Genomic DNA, 19,516 nt, shown 5'->3' with positions numbered 1-19,516 from the left:
TATAAAAAACGAACACAAGTTCGATTTTATAAACTAAAAAAAGAGGTGTCCGTATGATTTTAGGTATTAATCCGTACTTAGTTTTAGATGGTAGTGGGCAAGAAGCTGTACAGTTTTACAAAGAGGCGTTAGACGCAAAAGTAGAAGTAATGCAAACTTTTGGTGACATGCCTGAAAATCCAGAATACCCAATTCCAGCTGAAGCGAAAGAGCGCGTTTTACATGCTACTTTAAAAGTTGGTAATACGGACCTTATGATTTCTGATACATTCCCAGGTCAAGGGCATGCAATCGGATCTCAAGTAACAATCGCAATTCAAATTAATAATGCAGAAAAAGCGAAAGAAGTATTTGATAAGTTACAAGAAGGTGGAGAAGTTATTATGCCACTTCAAGAAACGTTCTGGAGCCCAGCATACGGACAATTAAAAGATAAATTTAGCATTGAATGGCAAATTACAACGAACCCTACTGAACAAAATTAATTTTTGGAAAAGTACCATTTTTAATCGAAATGGTGCTTTTTTTATACGTACTAATTTCGTAGACTAAAGGAAAAAGGGGATGGGCATATGGGAGAAATTTGGTATGGCGGCACCATTTACACAATGCGAGAAGAGAATGAAAAAGTAGAAGCCGTTTACGTCGAAGATGGCGTCATTGTTGATGTGGGGAATAAAGAAGCGTTAGAGAACCGATATTCTTCGGTGAAGTTGTACGATTTAAAAGGGAAAACGATGATTCCAGGTCTTGTTGATAGCCATATACATCTTATTGGGCATGGGGAGAGGTTACTTCGTCTAGATTTATCAAATTGTACATCTTATAAAGAAGTGCTTACTCTTGTTCAGAAGCGCGTAGAAGAAGCGCCAAAAGGATCTTGGATTATCGGAGAAGGATGGAATGAAAATAATTTTACAGATACAAAACAAGTTCATGTACGTGATTTAGATGAAATCTCTAAAGAACATTCGATTTTATTAAAGCGTGTTTGTCGTCACGTGACATGGGTGAATTCATACATATTGCAAGAAGCGAATATAACAGAAGCGACGCAAGATCCAAAGGGCGGGAAAATTGGCCGTGATGCGTCAAATAATTTAACAGGACTTTTATATGAGCAAGGACAAGAGTTAATTAAACATGTTCAGCCTGAAATAGATGGAGTGTATTTGCAAAGTGCTCTGCAAACAGCGATTTCAGACTGCTGGCAATACGGACTCGTTGGCGGACATACGGAAGACTTAAATTATTATGGCGGCTTTCAAAAAACGTACAATGCGTTTTCACACGTTATAAAAGAAATGCGGTTTAAAGCGCATTTACTCGTTCACCATGAAGTAGCGAATGAACGAAAAGAATATGAAAATGAGCACTATATTGAATTTGGTGCGATGAAAATTTTTTCTGACGGCTCTTTTGGCGGAAGAACAGCTTTATTAAGTGAACCGTATGAAGATGCGAAGGAAACAAATGGAGTTGCCATTTTCTCACGTGAAGAGCTTGCAGGTTTAGTGAAAAAAGCACGAGATTTACATATGCCAGTTGCGATTCATACAATTGGTGATTTATCGCTTGAATATGTCATTGATGCGCTTGAATTACATCCACCAGCAGAAGGATTACGTGACCGTATTATTCATTGTCAGCTAGCTCGTGAAGAGTTGATTGAAAGAATGAAACACTTGCCAGCTATTATTGATATTCAACCAGTCTTTGTTTCATCGGATTTTCCATCAGTGATTGAAAAACTAGGAGACCATCGTCTTCGTTATGCGTATGCTTGGAAGACGTTACTGGACGCAGGATTACACTGTAATGGAGGCTCTGATGCTCCAATTGAACAAGTGAATCCGTTTTTAGGTATATATAGTGCTGTTACACGTAGAAGTTTTATTGATGGTGTATGTTATATCCCAGAAGAAAGATTAACGGTGTATGAGGCTGTTTCTTTATTTACAACAGGAAGTGCGTATGCAATTGGAAAAGAAGCGAAGCGAGGACAAATTGCAAAAGGATATGAAGCAGACTTTACGATATTAGACCGCAATATTTTTGAAATTGAGGCGGAAGAAATAAAAGAAGTACAGGCAGAAATGACCGTCATTGATGGGAAGATTGTTTATAGAAAAGACGTGTGAAAATATATCAGCGATTATTGAAATATATCGACCATAACTTGAAATATATCAGCGATTATTAAAATATATCGACTTACCGACAAAAGCTGACAATAATGGCGACTGCATAGTAAGAGATGGCCGCCCACACCAATCGTGGGAAATAAAAGACCGCAGAATTATGGAATCCCATAATTCTGCGGTTATTTTAATACTATAAAAATGTTCTCTGTACTTTTTCCCAGAAAGAGTTGTTTTTTAATTTAACAGTTTTAATTTGTTTATCGCTTAAACGAACAACGGCTTTCTCCACTTGCTTAATGCTAAGTGCTTCGTTATCCATGCCGATAACAGGGTAATCATTGCCATCTGGTTTAAGTGTTAAAGTTAACGTGCGCTCGTGATTTAAAAGAAACGGTGATCCGAGTGTACGGTATGTGTTGTTATTTAAAGATGCTAGTTCGCTTACTTGGAAACATGGGATAAGTGGATCGACAACTGCACCATGTAATGATTTATTGTAAGCGGTACTTCCTGTTGGTGTGGAGATAACTAATCCATCACCTCTAAAGGTTTCGAAATGTAAATTGTCGACGTGTACATCTACGACAAATGTTTTAATGATACTAGAGCGTAATGTGAATTCATTTAAACAATGGAAAGATGTACCGTGATCTACATCTACTTTAATTGTTGGATATTTTCGCACTTCAATTTCGTTTTTTGTAATTTCTTGAAGGGCTGTATCAACGTGATCGATGTGGAAATCGCAGTAGAAAGAAATTTCATCTTTCGTAGAAATACCTGCGTATAAGCAATCTTCTCTAAAGCCGGTTTTACGAACGGCTTGTAAGAAAGTCCCATCATCTCCAACGCTGACGATAGCGTTTGCATTTTTTGGATGATCTAATATGGTAAATCCATTCTCCTCTAAAATACGATATACTGGTTTCATTTTTTCAACGAGCGTTACTTTGTCATCACCATAAAAGAAAAATAAATTGCGACGATTTGCCATTATGTATCCCTCCACTGCAGTTGAATTTTCTAGTCTTAGTGCTACATATCGTCAGAGTATGTTTCTGGATGATATGTTCAAATAGTATATTTCGATATAAATTGTCAAAATTCCTTTTTATTTTTAGAAAAATTTTTATATTCAATTTTATCAAAGTCTGTTTAATGATGAATAAACTTGTCGATAATGGGTATGGAGTGAAAGGATGGTAAGAATGAAGTGGCTCGTAATTGGAATGATAATTCTTCTACTTTTTATTTTGCTTATACTATTATCGAAAATATCGCTTAAGGTGACGTTTTTATATTCAGAAATGGAAAAACAATGTTTATTTCAAGTGAAAATATGGATGATTCGATATACGTTTGATGTATTGGAAAGAATTGAAAAACAGCAGAAGAAGACAGGACAAAAAATTAAAAAAGCTGAAGAGGACGGAGGAATAGATAATAAAATTATGGCACAACTCGATAGTATAGGGGAACTGATAAAAAAGCTTCAAGACGTTCATACTATTGTTAAAGATTTTCTCAAAAGAGTGAAAATCAATGGTTGGAAATGGCATACGCAAATTGGAGTAGGCGACGCGGCTAGTACTGGAATTGTCACTGGATATGCATGGGGGACAAAAGGAATGGCTGCTGGAGTTGTAGGACAATATATGCATATTGTCGACATACCAGAATTTGAAATTACTCCTGTTTTTCAAGGAAAGGGATTTGCATCAAGATGCGAGTTAACAGCATCTTTTCGTATATTCCGTACTGTAAAAACAGCGATAAAATTACTCATGTTTATGAGAAAGCAAAGATCTGGTATGACAGAAAAATCTGTTCAAGCATAGGGGGGATATAGAATGGACCATCCAATTCAAGGTTTAATGACAACCGCAATGCAGCATTTAAAACAAATGACTGATGTAAATACAATTGTTGGTGACCCAATTAAAGCGGCAGATGGAAGTGTAATTCTTACAGTTTCGAAAGTCAGTTTTGGATTTGCTGCTGGTGGAAGTGAATTTGGTAAAGTAGAACATTCAGGCCGTCATCCATTTGGCGGGGGAAGTGGTGGAGGAGTTTCTATTAATCCTGTTGCCTTTCTTGTTATAAATGGAGAAGGTGTGAAAGTATTACACTTAGATAAGCAAACACACGTCATCGATAAAATAATTGAATTAGCGCCACAAGCTGTTGATAAAGTGAAAGAAATGATGGATAAACGAAAAGAAGATGATCCTGAATTTCAAATTTAACGAATAAAGAAGCTGATCAGTGGATTAGCTTCTTTAATTTTTTTGTAAATAAAGCCATTTTATTTGCATTATCGATAGGGACAAACTATCATTTACATTGTACATATTTTGTTTAAAATAAGGGAGGATTTTTAAGTGGCAAATGTAACTTTTAAAGGTAACCCAATGACTTTAGTTGGAACAGAAGTTAAAGTTGGCGATCAAGCGCCTAACTTCCAAGTATTAGCAAATGACTTATCTCCAGTAAGTTTAGAAACATACAAAGGTGAAGTGAAATTAATTAGTGTTGTACCTTCAATCGACACAGGTGTATGTGATGCACAAACTCGTCGTTTTAACGAAGATGCAGCAGGTATTGAAAACGCGAAAGTATTAACAATTAGCGCTGATTTACCATTCGCTCAAAAACGCTGGTGTGCAGCAAACGGTTTAGAAAATGTTGTAACACTTTCTGATCACCGTGACCTTTCATTCGGTGAAGCTTACGGCTTAGTAATGAAAGAACTTCGTTTACTTGCTCGTGCAGTATTCGTAGTAGATAGCAATGACAAAGTAGTTTACGCAGAATACGTAGGCGAAGGTACAAGCCATCCAAACTATGAAGCAGCATTAGAAGCAGCTAAATCTGCGAAGTAATGTAAATGAAGACGACCTCTCATTAAAGTTTTACTTTAGAAGAGGTCGTCTTTTCTCATATATTGTTAACTGAACCAATATATGAGAAAAGACGTTACATCATAAACAACTTGAAGGGGAGCTCTTTGCAAGAGGTCGCTTTTTCTTTTGGGAAAAATTTAGATTATGGTATGATATAAGTTATGTGTAAAAGAGAGAAGGAGGAATGTACGTGAGTCAGGCAGTAGAAACATTATTTTCTATTTTTGATTCTTCTACGGTAGTTTTACGTAAAGAATTAGATGTAACATATTTAGAGGCGCTTGTAGAAACAGGTGATAACTTGTTTGAAGGAGCGATTTTACAAGAGGAATTATCCGAATCAACAATTGAAAGGTTGAATCGTGAATATAGTACGTTTAATGAAGAAACATATAAAGGGGAAGAAATTCGTAAAGCATTTCAGCTAGCCATTTTAAAAGGAATGAAAGAGGGCGTACAAGCGAATCACGAAATGACGCCAGATGCAGTTGGAATGTTCATGAGCTACTTATTCCATAAGTTTATGCAAGGTCAAAAAGAAATTACTGTTTTAGACCCTGCAATTGGAACTGGTAACTTAATGACTACATTGTTTAATAGCGCCAAAGAAGAACTAACAATGAGTGGATTTGGTGTGGAAGTGGATGAGGTGTTAATTAAACTTGCTTTAGTAAATGCAAATTTACAAAAGCATGCAATCGAATTCTTCCACCAAGATGGACTAGCACCACTTTATATTGATCCAGTTGATGCAGTCGTTTCAGATTTACCAATTGGTTATTATCCAAATGAAATTGTTGCAAGTGAATATACATTAAAAGCAAATGAAGGAATGTCATATGCACATCACTTATTTATTGAACAAAGTGTGAAACATACGAAAGAAGGCGGGTATTTATTCTTCTTAGTACCAAACTTCATTTTTGAAAGTGATCAAGCGCCAAAGCTACATGCATTCATTAAAGAGACATGTTTTATTCAAGGATTATTACAGCTTCCTGTTTCCATGTTTAAAAACGAGAAAAATGCAAAAAGTATATTTGTTCTCCAAAAGAAAGGCCAAGGTGTAACAATGCCGAAACAGGCACTACTAGTGGAATTACCTAAATTCTCTAACATGAAGGCTATGGAGAACATTATGGATCAATTGAATACTTGGTTTGCAACACATAAATAATACGATATATATGTAACAGGGTTAGTAATTAATGTAGTACAGTTTTATAGGATATGTAATGTTTTTTAATATATACAAGATTTAACTGAATTTTTTTGAAATCTGTAATATATTTTTTTTCTTGGTGTTACAATTTTTTCACTTGAAATATATGTCGGACGATGTTTAAATTAAAATCGTGAGTATAAAATTTACTAATGATGAAACGTTTTCATAATGAGTGAATTTAATTAGATAAAATCGAGCGGTTTGTGGAATGATCCACATAACTACCAAGAGAAAAAGGGGCGAAAGACTAGATGTCAAAAATCATCGCGATTAACGCAGGAAGCTCTTCGTTAAAGTTCCAATTATTTGAAATGCCAAGTGAAACAGTATTAACAAAAGGTTTAGTAGAACGTATCGGTTTAGAAGATAGTATCTTCACAATTACTGTAAATGGCGAAAAACAAAAAGAAATTACAAACATCCCAGATCATGCAGTAGCAGTTAACATGCTTCTTAAGAAATTAACTGAAAACGGAATCGTAAAATCTCTTGATGAGATTGGCGGTATCGGTCACCGTGTTGTACACGGCGGTGAAAAATTTGCTGATTCTGTATTAATTGATGCTGAAGTATTAGCTGATATCGAAGAATTAAGCGATTTAGCACCACTTCACAACCCAGCAAACCTTGTTGGTATTAAAGCATTCCAAGAAGTACTACCAAACGTACCAGCAGTAGCAGTATTCGATACAGCATTCCACCAAACAATGCCGGAATCTGCATTCCTATACAGCTTACCATATGAGTACTATGAGAAATTTGGCATCCGTAAATACGGTTTCCACGGAACTTCTCATAAATATGTAACTGAGCGTGCGGCTGAATTATTAGGTCGTCCAATTGAAAGCTTAAGCCTACTTTCTTGTCACTTAGGTAACGGTGCAAGTATCGCAGCAGTAGAAGGCGGTAAGTCTATCGATACTTCTATGGGCTTCACTCCACTTGCTGGTGTAACAATGGGTACACGTTCTGGTAACATTGACCCTGCGTTAATTCCATACATCATGGAAAAAACAGGCCAAACTGTAGAAGAAGTAGTTAGCGTATTAAACAAGAAGAGTGGTATGTTAGGTCTTACTGGTTACTCTAGTGACCTACGTGACATCATTGCGAAAGAAGAAGAAGGCGACCACCGTGCGAAAGTAGCACTTGACGTGTTCGTGAGCCGTATCCATAAATACATCGGTTCTTACACAGCTCGTATGAAAGGCGTTGACGCTATCATCTTTACAGCTGGTGTAGGTGAAAACAGTGCAATTATTCGTGAGCGCGTATTAGAAGGCCTTGAGTACATGGGCGTATACTTCGACGTAAAACGCAATAACGTATTCGGTGAAGAAGCATTCATTAGCTTCCCACACTCTCCAGTAAAAATTATCGTAATTCCAACTGACGAAGAAGTTATGATTGCTCGTGACGTATTACGTCTTGGAGATATTGGTTAATATACTATATAAAAAAAGACGAGATCCTATAGGATTTCGTCTTTTTTCTTTTGGATATAGTTTAAAATTCCATCTGGATATAGCACTTTTTCCTTCTGAATGAAAGCTGTAATGGGAATCCATTTCGCATACGATACGGTTTGCTCATCTTGTATATTCATTTTTTCCATTTCATATAGTGATGTGTCTAATAAGCGTAAAGAATATAGCTGAATGATTTCATGACTAATTTCTCCATCAAGATGAAAGATATTTTCTAAGCAGCCTAAATAATTGGTGATTTCCACTTCTGTGTGAAGCTCTTCTTGAAATTCGCGAATAACAGTATGTGCTGATTTTTCACCAAGTTCAATTGATCCGCCAAGAGGTCGGTAATATGTTTCATCGCCTGTATGATATTCTTGTACGAGAAGGCGACCGTGATGTATAGCAATGCCAAAAGCTTTTGCACGTGGATACATATATAATCACTCCTTATTTATTTTGTATAAGGATGATTATAAGGCAGGGTGTGATAAAAGGTGACGTGTATTTAAGCGTTTGGCCGAATCGTGATTCCATCAAATAAGTCATTCCAAAATGCTTCATTGTACTGATATACATCCATAATAGGGCATTTTATAACACAAATGTTTTGTAATCCCCAATCTTCTTGGGCGATAGTTGGTACATCTTCAGGAATGAGTAATAGGACAGAGAATGTATGTTTAACTATTTGAGATAAAATTTGTTCCAAGGAACGTGCTTCTTCGTATGTTCCTCCCGTCCGAATAAACAAYGTGGATTCTGCCGTTTCGATTGTAGTTAGAAAACGATTAATTCGATGCTCATAGTTTAACTTAATTTCTGTATAAGAAGGCCAGGATGTTGGTGTGTTTACATCTGTTTTAAAGTCGTGACAGGAGTCGATTTCATATAGGCTGTCACGTAGTCTTAATTTCGCATCATCATCCCAAAATGAGATGAAGGATAAGTTTTCGAACTGTAAAAAACGGTCAAATCGATTTTGTAATAATAAATTCACTTTTTCTAATGAAGGGCTTAGCATAAAATCGATAACACCAAAAAATGGTGATAATTCGAATTGATATAAAGCCCAAGCAGGCCAGCAGTTTTGTCCTAAGCTGAATACTGCATTATATTCTTTTTTTATATTGGATAGATTCATGTGATTCATCTCATCCTTTTTGCTAATATTTTATGTCACTAAAAAATGGTATGTGAATAAAGATAGACAAGCATATTTGCAAAGAACAAGCGGAAATATGTTACAATAGAAAAAAATCGAACGAGGTGGTTGTTGCGATGCGATCGAAGCGAGAACAAGCCATTTTAGACAATATAAAAGAATGGGAATCGCAATTAGTTGAGCAAGAAGCGACCGATTTTCAAAAAATGTTTGATAAATGGGTACATACTACAATTGCGAAGTTGCCTGAGAAAAAACGAAAAGATTTCTTTACGAAAGCAGATGGATGGCTCTTTCATTTGCATGCACTTATTCAAAGTTCACAATCACAGTTAGATGCACGTAATCGCATTTTAGGAACATCGAGATTATTTGATGAATCAATTGAGCAACTTGAAGATTTGAAGGCGTTATCTATTGATCAATTAACATACATAGCAGAGCAGCAAACAGCAAGACATCGCCTATATTCATTCGTACAAGGCGGAGCAACGGGTGCTGGGGGGTTATTATTATTAACAGCTGATTTTCCGGTTATGATCGCGTTAAATGTGAAAGCTGTTCAACTTATTGCAACATCATTTGGACATGATGTGAACAAGCCGTATGAAATGATGCTTGCGTTAAAGGTGTTTCACGCAGCATTATTGCCGGCGAGACTTCAGCAATATGCATGGTACAATTTACTGAGAGAACTTGAGCAAGAAGATTCATTCTTTTATGAAGGAGACGAAGCGGTATTACAGCCAGCTTCTACTGAAGTTGTGTTAAAACAAATTTTGAAAACATTTTCGATTTATGCTCTTCGTCGTAAATTATTCCAAGGTATTCCGGTCATTGGAATGGCAATTGGGTCTACAGTGAACTATCGTTTAACAAGAAGCGTTACTGAATTTGCAAATAGATTTTATCAAGTGCGCCACATAGTCGAGAAGGAAAAAAGAGCATAAAAAAAGCGAGAGGCCGAGGCCTTTCGCTTTTTTAATTTGTTGCATGCTTTTTGGACATTGGAATAGATACTGGTTGCTTTTCTGCTTTCTTTTCTGCTTTTGGATAATAAATTAAATCCAATGTTTTTGCCTGTACGGCAATCGAAAGAATAGTAAAAGCAATTTCTGTCCAATTTAAATAATATAATGAAAGCGCAAGAACAATCGCGTCAAAGACGAAGAAAATTTGCCCAATTGTAAACCGAGTTCGTTTGCTTAATATAATTGTTAAAATATCGTCTCCGCCGGTTGCACCGCCAAATCGCAATATAAAACCGAGTCCAATACCAGCTAACGCACCGCCAACTACTGCAGCTATAAATAAATTATTTGATAAATTGACCGTAAATGGAGAATAATTTTCCATAAGAGAATAAAATACTCCGAATGAAATCGAACCTAGGAATGAGTAGCCAACCATTTTTCTACCTAAAAATGAAGCACATAGTAAAATAATAGGGATATCCATTACTACAGTTGAAATGGATGGTGAAATATCATAAAAATTTTGGATAAATAGTGCAATACCTACAAAGCCACCTTCTGTTAAGTGGTTTTGGAAGTGAATGTGATATAGCGCTGCTGCTAAAATAAATGAACCGATTAAAACCATAAAAACTTCTTTAATAATTTGTCGACTTTGGATGTTCCTCATCGTTATTCCTTCTTTCCGTAGTTAGTAGTCCTTGTTGTGTTGTAAACTAACTACGAGCTCACATGTAGCTTTCAGTTAGTTTACGAAAAAAACTAACTACGCTATATGTCGCTGAAGAAATAACGAATAATCCTCTCGTCCATCAATTCTCCCTACCTTCGTTTTAGTTTAAGTCTTAAAACGACTAAACAAAACGTGGAGTAGGATTCTTCATTTAGCAATCCTGCTCTTCTTTGTTTTGTTTAGCTAGTAACAATTAAGTCCTAAACAAAACGCTATGTGTAAGAAGAGTCTTTTTTTTGCCAAATTATCCTTCGGGCAATCATAATTTCCCCACTCTCGTATTTTTTTCGCTAGACTAAAGTATCTGAGCTGAAAAATACGCTACGTGTATGATTCGTCAATACGATGCCACATGCTCCTTCGAGCGATCATGATATCAAAATCCCTTCCTTCAAGATTTATATTATTATATCATACTTTCAAAAAATGCATGCGGATGGAAACCGACAATAACCGGAGGGAATCTACAAAAAATGTTATGTTTAAATATTTTTGTAGAAAAGCCTAAGTGATTTTGCAGGATTGGGCAGTTTTTAGAAGTTTGTCCAATAAGTAAGAAAAGAAGAGTTTTCATTTAGTAGTATTGTTTTCGTCACTTTTATCTTTAAAAAATGCATCCCAGCTAATGATACTTAAAAAAGTTAAAGCGATAATAATGAAAGCTCGCATAAGTTTGAGACCTCCTTTTGTACATAGTATATGAATAATTTGTTTCGGAATGTGTCATTTTTTTACAAGCTCTAACTATTATGAGAGTATATTAATATAGATAGATGAGGGGGAGAATGGAGATATGCTAAAAGACATGTTTAAAAGAAAAGAATTAAAATGTGTTTCATGTCAGAAAAAGATTCAATATGAAGAAGAGCTAGTTGCTTTTGTAAAGTTGCCAAAAGAAAGAAGTATATTAGTTGGTCCGTTTGATGTGTGTTTGGCGAAAACAGCACAAGAAATATATTGTAAATCGTGTTACGACAAAAAAGCATGACCCAAAGTAATTGAGGGGCATGCTTTTTTCATTGGTGTGYTTTTCCCTCAGATACGTTTTGGGTTAGACGATACCAAAGCCAAAGATCATTAATAATTGAAGCAAGATCGGCAATTTCTGAATTAAGCCTACAGGAAATTTCGAAATTCTCTTCGTTATTTAAGCAATGTTGTTTTTGATTAATATGACGTTCAAGCTCTTGTATACGATCAGGTATTTTTCCGCGAACTTGCTCCCATTTTAATAAAATAGAATGCTGCGCTTGTTCAGAGATGTCTTCCCATTTTTCTTGTATGTTCGGCAATTCAATCCCTAGATGTTCATTGTATATAAAATACTTTTTCATAGAAACCCCTCCATTTTCCTGCCTCTATTTTACATAAAAAAAGAAAGAAATTCGACGAAATTGTTTGAAAAAAATTTATGGATTCCCCTTGATTCATTTTATGAAAGGTGTTAAAGTTTGGATTATTATAAGATAAAATGAATATTTATTCTTTAGGGGGATGCAAAATGGAGAAGAAAAAAGTTGTGTTAGCATATTCCGGAGGTCTTGATACTTCCGTTGCGATTAAATGGTTACAAGAAAAGAATTATGATATTATCGCGCTTTGCTTAGATCTAGGGGAAGGTAAAGACTTAGCGTTTGTAAAAGAAAAAGCACTTTCAGTAGGTGCAATTAAATCATATATGATTGATGTTCAAGAAGAATATGCGAATGAATATGCATTGATAGCGATGCAAGCTCACACGTTATACGAAGGGAAATATCCTCTTGTCTCTGCATTATCTCGTCCGCTTATTGCAAAAAAATTAGTAGAAATTGCAGAGCAGGAAGGCGCAAGTGCAGTTGCACATGGATGTACAGGGAAAGGGAATGACCAAGTTCGTTTTGAAGTTTCTATTCAAGCGTTGAATCCATATTTAGAAGTTATTGCGCCCGTACGTGAATGGAAATGGTCACGTGAAGAAGAAATTGCATATGCAAAAGAAAATGATATACCGATTCCAATTAATTTAGATAGCCCGTTTTCAATCGATCAAAACTTATGGGGACGCAGCAACGAATGTGGAATTTTAGAAGATCCATGGGCAGCGCCGCCAGAAGACGCATACGAGATGACGTTGGCATTAGAAGATACACCGAATAAACCAGAGTTTGTAGAAATCGGATTTGAAGCAGGAGTACCGACGACTTTAAACGGCACTGCATACCCACTTTCAGAACTAATTAAAACGTTAAATGCACTTGCTGGCAAGCATGGCGTGGGACGTATCGACCATGTAGAAAATCGCCTTGTCGGTATTAAATCTCGTGAAGTATATGAATGCCCAGCAGCAATGACATTAATAACAGCGCATAAAGAACTTGAAGATTTAACACTTGTGAAAGAGGTCGCTCATTTCAAACCGATGATTGAGCAAAAACTAACAGAATTAATTTATAACGGTTTATGGTTCTCACCTTTAAAACAAGCGCTCAATGCTTTCTTACAAGAAACGCAAAAAAATGTAACAGGTACAGTGCGTGTGAAATTATTTAAAGGTCATGCGATTGTAGAAGGGCGTAAATCTGAGTACTCTTTATACGATGAAAAATTAGCAACGTATACTGCCCAGGATGAATTTAATCATGATGCAGCAGTTGGTTTCATTTCATTATTCGGTTTACCTACAAAAGTATACAGCCAAGTGAATCAAAAGAAGGTGGAAGCGTGAGCAAACTTTGGGGCGGACGTTTTACAGAAGAAGCGGAAGCATGGGTAGAAGAATTCGGAGCTTCTATTTCCTTTGATAAGCAATTGGTTAGCCAAGATATAAAAGGGAGTATCGCACACGTAACGATGTTAGCAAAGCAAGGCATCGTTACGAAAGAAGAAGCAGAAAAAATAAAGATAGGGCTTCAGTATTTACTAGAGGAAGCGAAAGAAAATAAATTGGATTTCTCGGTAGAAGCTGAGGATATTCATTTAAATATTGAAAAGATGTTAATTGAAAGAATCGGTGAAGTAGGAGGGAAACTTCATACAGGCCGAAGCCGTAACGATCAAGTAGCGACAGATATGCACTTGTATTTAAAAGAAAAAGTAGAAGATATTATAAAAGCTACAAAACAATTGCAAACTGTTCTTGTTCATCAAGCGGAAAATAACATTGAAACAATTATGCCCGGCTATACGCACTTGCAACGTGCACAACCGATTTCATTTGCGCATCATATTCTTGCTTACTTTTGGATGTTAGATCGCGATGTGAATCGTTATGAAGATTCGTTAAAGCGTATTAACATTTCACCATTAGGAGCAGGAGCACTAGCTGGTACAACATTCCCGATTGACCGAGAATATAGTGCGGAGCTTCTTGGATTTAATGGAATCTATGAAAATAGTTTAGATGCGGTAAGTGATCGTGATTTCATACTGGAGTTTTTAAGTAACTCATCTATGCTCATGATGCACTTATCACGCTTTTGCGAAGAACTTATTTTATGGAGTAGCCAAGAGTTTCAATTTATTGAAATGAGCGATCAATACGCAACAGGAAGCAGTATTATGCCGCAAAAGAAAAATCCGGATATGGCGGAACTTATTCGTGGTAAAACGGGCAGAGTATACGGTAATTTATTCAGTTTACTTACAGTAATGAAAGGATTGCCGCTCGCTTACAATAAAGACTTACAAGAAGATAAAGAAGGAATGTTTGATACAGTGAAAACAGTAGAAGGATGCCTTCATATTATGGCAGGCATGCTTGAAACGATGACTGTAAACAAAGAAAAAATGGGGCAAGCTGTGACGCAAGACTTCTCTAATGCAACAGAAATTGCTGATTATTTAGCAAGCAAGGGACTGCCGTTCCGTCAAGCTCATGAAATTGTTGGGAAACTAGTTCTTCATTGTACGCAAAAAGGAATCTATTTATTAGATGTACCACTTGAAACGTATAAAGAAATGAGTCCGTTATTTGAAGAAGATTTATATGAAGTTCTTTCACCTTATGCAGCTGTAAAGCGTCGTAACAGTGCTGGCGGGACAGGATTTGAGCAGATTGAAAAGGCTTTGGAGAAGGCGAAGGGGTTAACTAAAGAAGTTATTAGGAATTGAGTTGGAAAGTACGCCAGTCTGTGAAAGTCTGGCGTACTTTCTTTTTTACTAGTGTGTAAGTTATAGTATAGTGAAAAAACACAATTTAGGGGAAATTTATGAAAAAAATAGTATTTATCATTTTACTGTTAATTAGCTTAATTGCAAACGTGAAAGTATTTCTTTTGGACAAATATATGTTTGTTGGTGAACAAGAAAAGCGAGAAGAAGCGATTATCGCAACGATGTGGCACTTGCAAGAGAAAGGATATAAAGAAAGTGATATTTCATACATAAAACCGGCCTTTTATAGTAAAATCGGTTCTTACGGTATGAATGTACAGTTTAAAGATGAACCAAATGAATCGTATACATATAGAGTTTCGAAAGATGCTAAAACAAATAAAATAACTGTACACCAAGATAGCAATGAGCCAGGTGGTATGGGTGGGAAGCATCAAGAGCTTAAATAGATATAGGAGACTGCTGATAAGTAATATGAGCAGTCTTTTATATTTTTAGAAGGGAGTCGAGCATTTTATAGTTGTTCTTCATAATGCTAAAATGATGCTTCTCATGAATCGCTAATAGTTGGATAGATTGAATAAGGTTAGGATAGTGAGCAATTGGATCTGAAAATACGATATGTCCTGCAATATCTTCTTCTATATTTTGAACTAGTTTTTTTATTTCATCTGTTTCACGTGAAAGTAATTCTTCTAATTCGTTTACATTCATAGAGTAATAGACTTTTTTTGAAGGGATTAAAATCCAAGGAGCTTTCATTCCTTTTCCGTGTTTTTCTTTATATTCGGCATAAATGTCATGTATTTCAGTTGCAAATGGGATGTTTTTTCTTAGCTTGGCATAAGGGATAAGAGTGAAAGAGAATTTAATCGCTACTTTTAGCATCCTTGTGATTAAATATAAGTGATAAAAGTGTTCACCAATAGACCATTTTCCGTCCTCTTTCCTATACCATAGTTGTTCATGTGAAAGTGAATAAAGCTTAGGAAGGAACTGGTTTCTTTGTACATGTAATGTGTGAAAATGTTTTGATATATTTTCAGATTGCATATTTTGATATCCCCCATGTTTTTTCCTAATTATAACATTTCCGTATGGATTTAATTAAGCCTAGAACAATATGCTCTAGGCTTAAATTTTCATCGATTAATCATACTTGTGTCGATCTTCCGTAATTCGAATGTATTCAATATCCATCAAATCTCGAAGCAATGCACCGTGACTTAGTTCAACACCATGTTTTTCTTTAAAATGCTCGCGAATCGTATTTAACATTTCGAGTTCTGTATCATTCACATCTAAAATAATACGTTCATAATCATCCATGTAGCATCCTCCTTTTCTAAACACATATATTTTGTCCGTCTATTTCTAAAAAATGTATGTTAATGTAATGTTAGGAAATAAGAAAGGAATGGAAAATGAGACGTATTTATTTTGTAGGGTTAATTTTGTATACGCTAATTGTATTACACGCTGCATTCCCAAAAATATTTTCATTTGAGAATGTGGAAACAATACATATAGCAATATTTATCTTTACTTTATTTGTAGTAGATTGCTGTATTTCTGTATGGCTTTCTAGAAAAAAGAAAGTACAAGAAGTAAAAGATAAAAAAGAAATAGAACGGAAAAAGAGAAAACGTTCATTTTGGATGACAACGTATTGTTTTTCTTTAGTGATTGCTGCTGCATTTTTTAGTGAGTATATTCCACTAGAAAGATTGGATATTGAATTTTGGGTAATTGTATTTGCATGTTATTTTTTTATGCATTTTCTTCCTTATATGAAAGAAAGGCGAGGAGTAGAGGAAGATCCGATTGAAGAAGAAGTGAGAGAACAAGAGAGTAAGAGAATAGAAGAAGACATAAAGAAACTTGGCGAACAAAAGTGGTATTTAAAATCAAAAATTATATATGTTCTTTGCTTCATTACGCCGCCAATCGGTTATGTGTATGTTTTCTTACTTCGTAAAAAAATGACAGAAGATGCAAAGCAAACGTACTTAACTGTTGCGACGATAATGATGGCGCTATGGTCTTTGAAATTCCTTCCGCCGTATGTGTTGGCAGGTACCGTTGTTGTTGTAGCTTGTCTTGTATTTATAGTGAAGTTTGTGAAATGAAAAACACCAAGCCCATGTGGACTTGGTGTTTTTTTATTATAAATTAAAGATCACCTTGCTCCTCATCACCACGAACAACAAGGACATCGCATTTCGCATAGCGAATAATATGTTCAGAGACGCTACCAATTAGGAAACGTTCTACAGCATTTAAACCAGTTGCACCACACATAATTAAATCCACTTTATTGTTTGGAGCGATTTCTTTTGAAATTTTAGATTTAGGATTACCAAATTCTAATACAGTTTCTACTTTTTCAAGACCAGCTTCAAGCGCAGTTTTTTTGTAGTCTTCTAATAAGTCTTCTGCAAATAGATTTGCACGTTCAGCAATTGCGCGGCTATAAGCCTCTACTGCTGAGTATGCTTTTACATCAACGATATGAGCAATTGTTAATGTTGCGTTGTTTCGTTTTGCAACTTGAATTGCTTTTTTAAAGGCTTTTTCTGCTTCTTTAGAACCGTCCACCGCAATTAAAATATTTGTATATGTATTATTCATAGTAAATTCCTCCCAATCATTTTTATTACCGTTTACAACTTTATTATAAAACAAATTTTGGTAATGTGCTTGTCGGAAACGTTACAGAATTTTGAAAACTTTGCCTTAATTCATTTTAGTTGTAATTGAAGCGAGAACTTGTTACATATGGAGTATAGCAATTTAAAAGGAGGCATGTTTGTGAGACACGCGCTCATTACAGCCGGTACGAAAGGTTTAGGAAAGCAAGTAACAGAAAAGTTATTGGATAAAGGATATTCAGTAACAGTAACATATCATAGCGATACAAGTGCTATGGAAACAATGAAAGAAACATATAAAAATATGGAAGAACGTCTACAGTTCGTGCAAGCTGATGTCACGAAAAAGGAAGATTTACATAAAATAGTAGAAGAAGCGATGAGCCGTTTTGGCAAAATTGACTTCTTAATTAATAATGCTGGTCCTTACGTATTTGAAAGGAAAAAATTAGTCGATTACGAAGAAGACGAATGGAATGAAATGATCCAGGGTAATTTAACAGCGGTGTTTCATTTATTAAAACTTGTCGTACCGATTATGAGAAACCAGCAATTTGGCCGTATTATTAACTATGGATTTCAAGGGGCAGATAGCGCGCCTGGATGGATTTATCGTTCAGCCTTTGCAGCTGCGAAAGTCGGACTTGTTTCTTTAACGAAAACAGTCGCATACGAAGAAGCTGAATACGGTATTACTGCGAATATGGTATGTCCTGGTGATATAATTGGTGAAATGAAAGAGGCAACGATTGAAGAAGCACGAAATCTGAAAGGTAGTAACACACCAATTGGTAGATCTGGAACAGGGGAAGATATCGCAAGAACCATTTCGTTTTTATGTGAGGACGATTCTGATATGATTACTGGCACGATTATTGAAGTAACAGGTGCTGTTGATGTTATTCATAGACATCGATAGAATTAAATAAAGTGAAGTTTCGAATAATTGGACAGTTTATCCTTTATACTGAGAGGTACGGATAATACTGTCCTTTAATGTAGGATTAAATCTATCGGAAAACTTGTATTATTTTTTGTCAAATATTGAGATATTATGTTAGAATATAAGAGCATAGAAAGCGCTTTAAAAAATGATTCAGGGGTCATTTCATAACTCAAGGGGGAACTAATAATGCGTATCGGTATTCCAACAGAAATTAAAAACAATGAAAACCGCGTGGCAATGACGCCAGCGGGAGCTGTACATTTAGTACAAAATGGTCATGAAGTTTTTGTTCAAAAAGGATCAGGTGTAGGATCAGGCTTTACAGATGAAGAATACGTACAAGCTGGTGCGAAACTTGTTGAAACTGCTGAAGAAGCATGGAATCAAGATATGGTTATGAAGGTAAAAGAGCCAGTTGAAAGTGAATACGGTTATTTCCGCGAAGGTTTAATTTTATTCACATACTTACACTTAGCTCCAGAGCCAGAATTAACGAAAGCATTAATTGATAACAAAGTGGTATCAATTGCATACGAAACAGTACAATTAGACAATCGTTCTTTACCATTACTTGCACCTATGAGTGAAGTAGCTGGTCGTATGTCTGCGCAAATCGGTGCACAGTTCCTTGAGAAAAACAAAGGTGGTAAAGGTATCTTACTTGCAGGTGTTCCAGGGGTGAAACGCGGTAAAGTAACAATTATCGGCGGTGGTCAAGCTGGTACAAACGCAGCGAAAATTGCAGTAGGTTTAGGTGCAGATGTAACAATCATCGACTTAAGTGCAGAACGTCTTCGTCAATTAGATGACATTTTTGGAAACCAAGTAAAAACTTTAATGTCTAATCCTTACAATATTGCAGAAGCTGTAAGAGCATCTGATCTTGTAATCGGTGCAGTATTAATCCCAGGTGCAAAAGCGCCAAAACTTGTAACAGAAGAAATGATTCAATCAATGGAACCAGGTTCTGTCGTTGTAGATATCGCGATTGACCAAGGTGGTATTTTCGAAACAACTGACCGTATTACAACTCATGACAACCCAACTTACGAAAAATATGGCGTTGTTCATTATGCAGTTGCAAATATGCCAGGTGCGGTTCCACGTACATCAACTCTTGCATTAACAAACGTAACAGTACCATATGCAGTACAAATTGCTAACAAAGGCTACAAAGAAGCTTGCCTRGGCAACACTGCATTATTAAAAGG

At 35.8% G+C, this 19,516-nt stretch carries 23 protein-coding genes; 15 read left to right on the top strand and 8 right to left on the bottom strand.

The window, feature by feature from the left end; genetic code table 11:
• The first annotated feature begins 53 nt into the window (after nt 1-53).
• Together AC1DKZ_RS23730 and AC1DKZ_RS23725 are read left to right on the top strand one after the other, a co-directional pair.
• Nucleotides 54-485 carry a VOC family protein gene (locus AC1DKZ_RS23730; protein ID WP_002129408.1) on the top strand — a complete coding sequence of 144 codons (432 nt, stop codon included), beginning with the start codon at nt 54-56 and terminating at the stop codon, nt 483-485.
• Between the two features lie 87 nt (nt 486-572).
• Nucleotides 573-2,141 (top strand): amidohydrolase, encoded by a 1,569-nt coding sequence (locus AC1DKZ_RS23725; protein ID WP_476997190.1) that lies wholly within the window; start codon nt 573-575, stop codon nt 2,139-2,141.
• 193 nt (nt 2,142-2,334) lie between these two features.
• On the opposite strand, the gene AC1DKZ_RS23720 is transcribed toward AC1DKZ_RS23725, so the two are convergent.
• The gene (locus AC1DKZ_RS23720; RefSeq protein ID WP_002015552.1) at nt 2,335-3,138 is read right to left on the bottom strand and encodes an NAD kinase; all 804 of its coding nucleotides are present in this window, start codon (nt 3,136-3,138) and stop codon (nt 2,335-2,337) included.
• A gap of 205 nt (nt 3,139-3,343) precedes the next feature.
• On the opposite strand from AC1DKZ_RS23720, the gene AC1DKZ_RS23715 reads away from it, so the two are divergent.
• The 5 genes from AC1DKZ_RS23715 to ackA all read left to right on the top strand — a co-directional run bounded on the left by AC1DKZ_RS23715 (nt 3,344) and on the right by ackA (nt 7,717).
• Nucleotides 3,344-3,982 (top strand): DUF2953 domain-containing protein, encoded by a 639-nt coding sequence (locus AC1DKZ_RS23715; RefSeq protein WP_242248622.1) that lies wholly within the window; start codon nt 3,344-3,346, stop codon nt 3,980-3,982.
• Between the two features lie 12 nt (nt 3,983-3,994).
• Nucleotides 3,995-4,390 (top strand): GerW family sporulation protein, encoded by a 396-nt coding sequence (gene ytfJ, locus AC1DKZ_RS23710; RefSeq protein ID WP_000350005.1) that lies wholly within the window; start codon nt 3,995-3,997, stop codon nt 4,388-4,390.
• 135 nt (nt 4,391-4,525) lie between these two features.
• The gene (gene tpx / locus AC1DKZ_RS23705) at nt 4,526-5,026 is read left to right on the top strand and encodes a thiol peroxidase (protein ID WP_002015549.1); all 501 of its coding nucleotides are present in this window, start codon (nt 4,526-4,528) and stop codon (nt 5,024-5,026) included.
• Between the two features lie 211 nt (nt 5,027-5,237).
• Complete coding sequence (locus AC1DKZ_RS23700) at nt 5,238-6,224, top strand: class I SAM-dependent methyltransferase (protein WP_002015548.1); 987 nt, start codon at nt 5,238-5,240, stop codon at nt 6,222-6,224.
• Between the two features lie 299 nt (nt 6,225-6,523).
• Complete coding sequence (gene ackA / locus AC1DKZ_RS23695) at nt 6,524-7,717, top strand: acetate kinase (protein WP_002015546.1); 1,194 nt, start codon at nt 6,524-6,526, stop codon at nt 7,715-7,717.
• 26 nt (nt 7,718-7,743) lie between these two features.
• Here ackA and AC1DKZ_RS23690 read toward each other — a convergent pair whose 3' ends face one another.
• Both AC1DKZ_RS23690 and AC1DKZ_RS23685 read right to left on the bottom strand, forming a co-directional pair.
• Nucleotides 7,744-8,178, bottom strand: a complete 435-nt coding sequence (locus tag AC1DKZ_RS23690) for an NUDIX hydrolase (protein WP_476997189.1) — start codon at nt 8,176-8,178, stop codon at nt 7,744-7,746.
• A gap of 71 nt (nt 8,179-8,249) precedes the next feature.
• The gene (locus AC1DKZ_RS23685; protein ID WP_002138623.1) at nt 8,250-8,885 is read right to left on the bottom strand and encodes a DUF1796 family putative cysteine peptidase; all 636 of its coding nucleotides are present in this window, start codon (nt 8,883-8,885) and stop codon (nt 8,250-8,252) included.
• Nucleotides 8,886-9,022: 137 nt separating this feature from the next.
• On the opposite strand from AC1DKZ_RS23685, the gene AC1DKZ_RS23680 reads away from it, so the two are divergent.
• Nucleotides 9,023-9,856, top strand: coding sequence for an EcsC family protein (locus AC1DKZ_RS23680; protein WP_476997188.1), 834 nt, complete (start codon nt 9,023-9,025; stop codon nt 9,854-9,856).
• Nucleotides 9,857-9,887: 31 nt separating this feature from the next.
• Here the strand turns inward: AC1DKZ_RS23680 and AC1DKZ_RS23675 are convergent, their stop codons facing one another.
• A complete protein-coding gene (locus tag AC1DKZ_RS23675; protein ID WP_476997187.1) occupies nt 9,888-10,550 on the bottom strand; it encodes a YitT family protein in 663 nt (220 codons plus the stop codon).
• Nucleotides 10,551-11,406: 856 nt separating this feature from the next.
• Here AC1DKZ_RS23675 and AC1DKZ_RS23670 point away from each other — a divergent pair.
• Nucleotides 11,407-11,601, top strand: a complete 195-nt coding sequence (locus tag AC1DKZ_RS23670; RefSeq protein WP_002067549.1) for a hypothetical protein — start codon at nt 11,407-11,409, stop codon at nt 11,599-11,601.
• 28 nt (nt 11,602-11,629) lie between these two features.
• Here the strand turns inward: AC1DKZ_RS23670 and AC1DKZ_RS23665 are convergent, their stop codons facing one another.
• Entirely contained in the window at nt 11,630-11,947 is a 318-nt protein-coding gene (locus AC1DKZ_RS23665) for a radical SAM protein (protein WP_476997186.1), read from the bottom strand.
• 167 nt (nt 11,948-12,114) lie between these two features.
• Here AC1DKZ_RS23665 and AC1DKZ_RS23660 point away from each other — a divergent pair, with 167 nt between their 5' ends.
• The 3 genes from AC1DKZ_RS23660 (at nt 12,115) to AC1DKZ_RS23650 (ending at nt 15,157) form a co-directional block, all read left to right on the top strand.
• Nucleotides 12,115-13,320 carry an argininosuccinate synthase gene (locus AC1DKZ_RS23660; protein WP_002088976.1) on the top strand — a complete coding sequence of 402 codons (1,206 nt, stop codon included), beginning with the start codon at nt 12,115-12,117 and terminating at the stop codon, nt 13,318-13,320.
• Nucleotides 13,317-14,705 (top strand): argininosuccinate lyase, encoded by a 1,389-nt coding sequence (gene argH, locus AC1DKZ_RS23655; RefSeq protein ID WP_404443620.1) that lies wholly within the window; start codon nt 13,317-13,319, stop codon nt 14,703-14,705. Before AC1DKZ_RS23660 ends, argH begins: the two co-directional genes overlap by 4 nt.
• Nucleotides 14,706-14,803: 98 nt before the next feature.
• Nucleotides 14,804-15,157: a DUF3139 domain-containing protein gene (locus AC1DKZ_RS23650; protein ID WP_002067555.1), complete on the top strand. Its 354-nt coding sequence runs from the start codon at nt 14,804-14,806 to the stop codon at nt 15,155-15,157.
• A 37-nt stretch (nt 15,158-15,194) separates the two neighbouring features.
• On the opposite strand, the gene AC1DKZ_RS23645 is transcribed toward AC1DKZ_RS23650, so the two are convergent.
• Together AC1DKZ_RS23645 and AC1DKZ_RS23640 are read right to left on the bottom strand one after the other, a co-directional pair.
• Nucleotides 15,195-15,761, bottom strand: coding sequence for a DinB family protein (locus tag AC1DKZ_RS23645; RefSeq protein ID WP_476997185.1), 567 nt, complete (start codon nt 15,759-15,761; stop codon nt 15,195-15,197).
• A gap of 96 nt (nt 15,762-15,857) precedes the next feature.
• Nucleotides 15,858-16,037 carry a ProA domain protein gene (locus AC1DKZ_RS23640; protein WP_113935729.1) on the bottom strand — a complete coding sequence of 60 codons (180 nt, stop codon included), beginning with the start codon at nt 16,035-16,037 and terminating at the stop codon, nt 15,858-15,860.
• Between the two features lie 95 nt (nt 16,038-16,132).
• On the opposite strand from AC1DKZ_RS23640, the gene AC1DKZ_RS23635 reads away from it, so the two are divergent.
• Nucleotides 16,133-16,837, top strand: a complete 705-nt coding sequence (locus tag AC1DKZ_RS23635; RefSeq protein WP_476997184.1) for a hypothetical protein — start codon at nt 16,133-16,135, stop codon at nt 16,835-16,837.
• A gap of 43 nt (nt 16,838-16,880) precedes the next feature.
• Here AC1DKZ_RS23635 and AC1DKZ_RS23630 read toward each other — a convergent pair whose 3' ends face one another.
• Nucleotides 16,881-17,339, bottom strand: coding sequence for a universal stress protein (locus tag AC1DKZ_RS23630; protein WP_002164984.1), 459 nt, complete (start codon nt 17,337-17,339; stop codon nt 16,881-16,883).
• A 147-nt stretch (nt 17,340-17,486) separates the two neighbouring features.
• On the opposite strand from AC1DKZ_RS23630, the gene AC1DKZ_RS23625 reads away from it, so the two are divergent.
• Nucleotides 17,487-18,278, top strand: coding sequence for an SDR family oxidoreductase (locus AC1DKZ_RS23625; protein WP_002015530.1), 792 nt, complete (start codon nt 17,487-17,489; stop codon nt 18,276-18,278).
• A 213-nt stretch (nt 18,279-18,491) separates the two neighbouring features.
• Nucleotides 18,492-19,516 (top strand): alanine dehydrogenase (gene ald, locus AC1DKZ_RS23620; RefSeq protein ID WP_476997183.1); only part of this gene is annotated, 1,025 nt, incomplete at its 3' end.

The sequence above is a fragment of the Bacillus sp. 05T21 genome (assembly GCF_056396785.1).
Note: the sequence above shows the minus strand (reverse complement) of the source record. Positions and strands in the feature narration are given on the sequence as shown.

Bases quoted from the DNA above. Each gene is read 5' to 3' on its own strand.
- AC1DKZ_RS23730 (WP_002129408.1), top strand. From the start codon at position 54: ATGATTTTAGGTATTAATCCGTACTTAGTTTTAGATGGTAGTGGGCAA.
- AC1DKZ_RS23725 (WP_476997190.1), top strand. From the start codon at position 573: ATGGGAGAAATTTGGTATGGCGGCACCATTTACACAATGCGAGAAGAG.
- AC1DKZ_RS23720 (WP_002015552.1), bottom strand. From the start codon at position 3,138: ATGGCAAATCGTCGCAATTTATTTTTCTTTTATGGTGATGACAAAGTA.
- AC1DKZ_RS23715 (WP_242248622.1), top strand. From the start codon at position 3,344: ATGGTAAGAATGAAGTGGCTCGTAATTGGAATGATAATTCTTCTACTT.
- ytfJ (WP_000350005.1), top strand. From the start codon at position 3,995: ATGGACCATCCAATTCAAGGTTTAATGACAACCGCAATGCAGCATTTA.
- ackA (WP_002015546.1), top strand. From the start codon at position 6,524: ATGTCAAAAATCATCGCGATTAACGCAGGAAGCTCTTCGTTAAAGTTC.
- AC1DKZ_RS23690 (WP_476997189.1), bottom strand. From the start codon at position 8,178: ATGTATCCACGTGCAAAAGCTTTTGGCATTGCTATACATCACGGTCGC.
- AC1DKZ_RS23680 (WP_476997188.1), top strand. From the start codon at position 9,023: ATGCGATCGAAGCGAGAACAAGCCATTTTAGACAATATAAAAGAATGG.
- AC1DKZ_RS23675 (WP_476997187.1), bottom strand. From the start codon at position 10,550: ATGAGGAACATCCAAAGTCGACAAATTATTAAAGAAGTTTTTATGGTT.
- AC1DKZ_RS23670 (WP_002067549.1), top strand. From the start codon at position 11,407: ATGCTAAAAGACATGTTTAAAAGAAAAGAATTAAAATGTGTTTCATGT.
- AC1DKZ_RS23660 (WP_002088976.1), top strand. From the start codon at position 12,115: ATGGAGAAGAAAAAAGTTGTGTTAGCATATTCCGGAGGTCTTGATACT.
- AC1DKZ_RS23650 (WP_002067555.1), top strand. From the start codon at position 14,804: ATGAAAAAAATAGTATTTATCATTTTACTGTTAATTAGCTTAATTGCA.
- AC1DKZ_RS23645 (WP_476997185.1), bottom strand. From the start codon at position 15,761: ATGCAATCTGAAAATATATCAAAACATTTTCACACATTACATGTACAA.
- AC1DKZ_RS23640 (WP_113935729.1), bottom strand. From the start codon at position 16,037: ATGGATGATTATGAACGTATTATTTTAGATGTGAATGATACAGAACTC.
- AC1DKZ_RS23635 (WP_476997184.1), top strand. From the start codon at position 16,133: ATGAGACGTATTTATTTTGTAGGGTTAATTTTGTATACGCTAATTGTA.
- AC1DKZ_RS23630 (WP_002164984.1), bottom strand. From the start codon at position 17,339: ATGAATAATACATATACAAATATTTTAATTGCGGTGGACGGTTCTAAA.
- AC1DKZ_RS23625 (WP_002015530.1), top strand. From the start codon at position 17,487: ATGGAGTATAGCAATTTAAAAGGAGGCATGTTTGTGAGACACGCGCTC.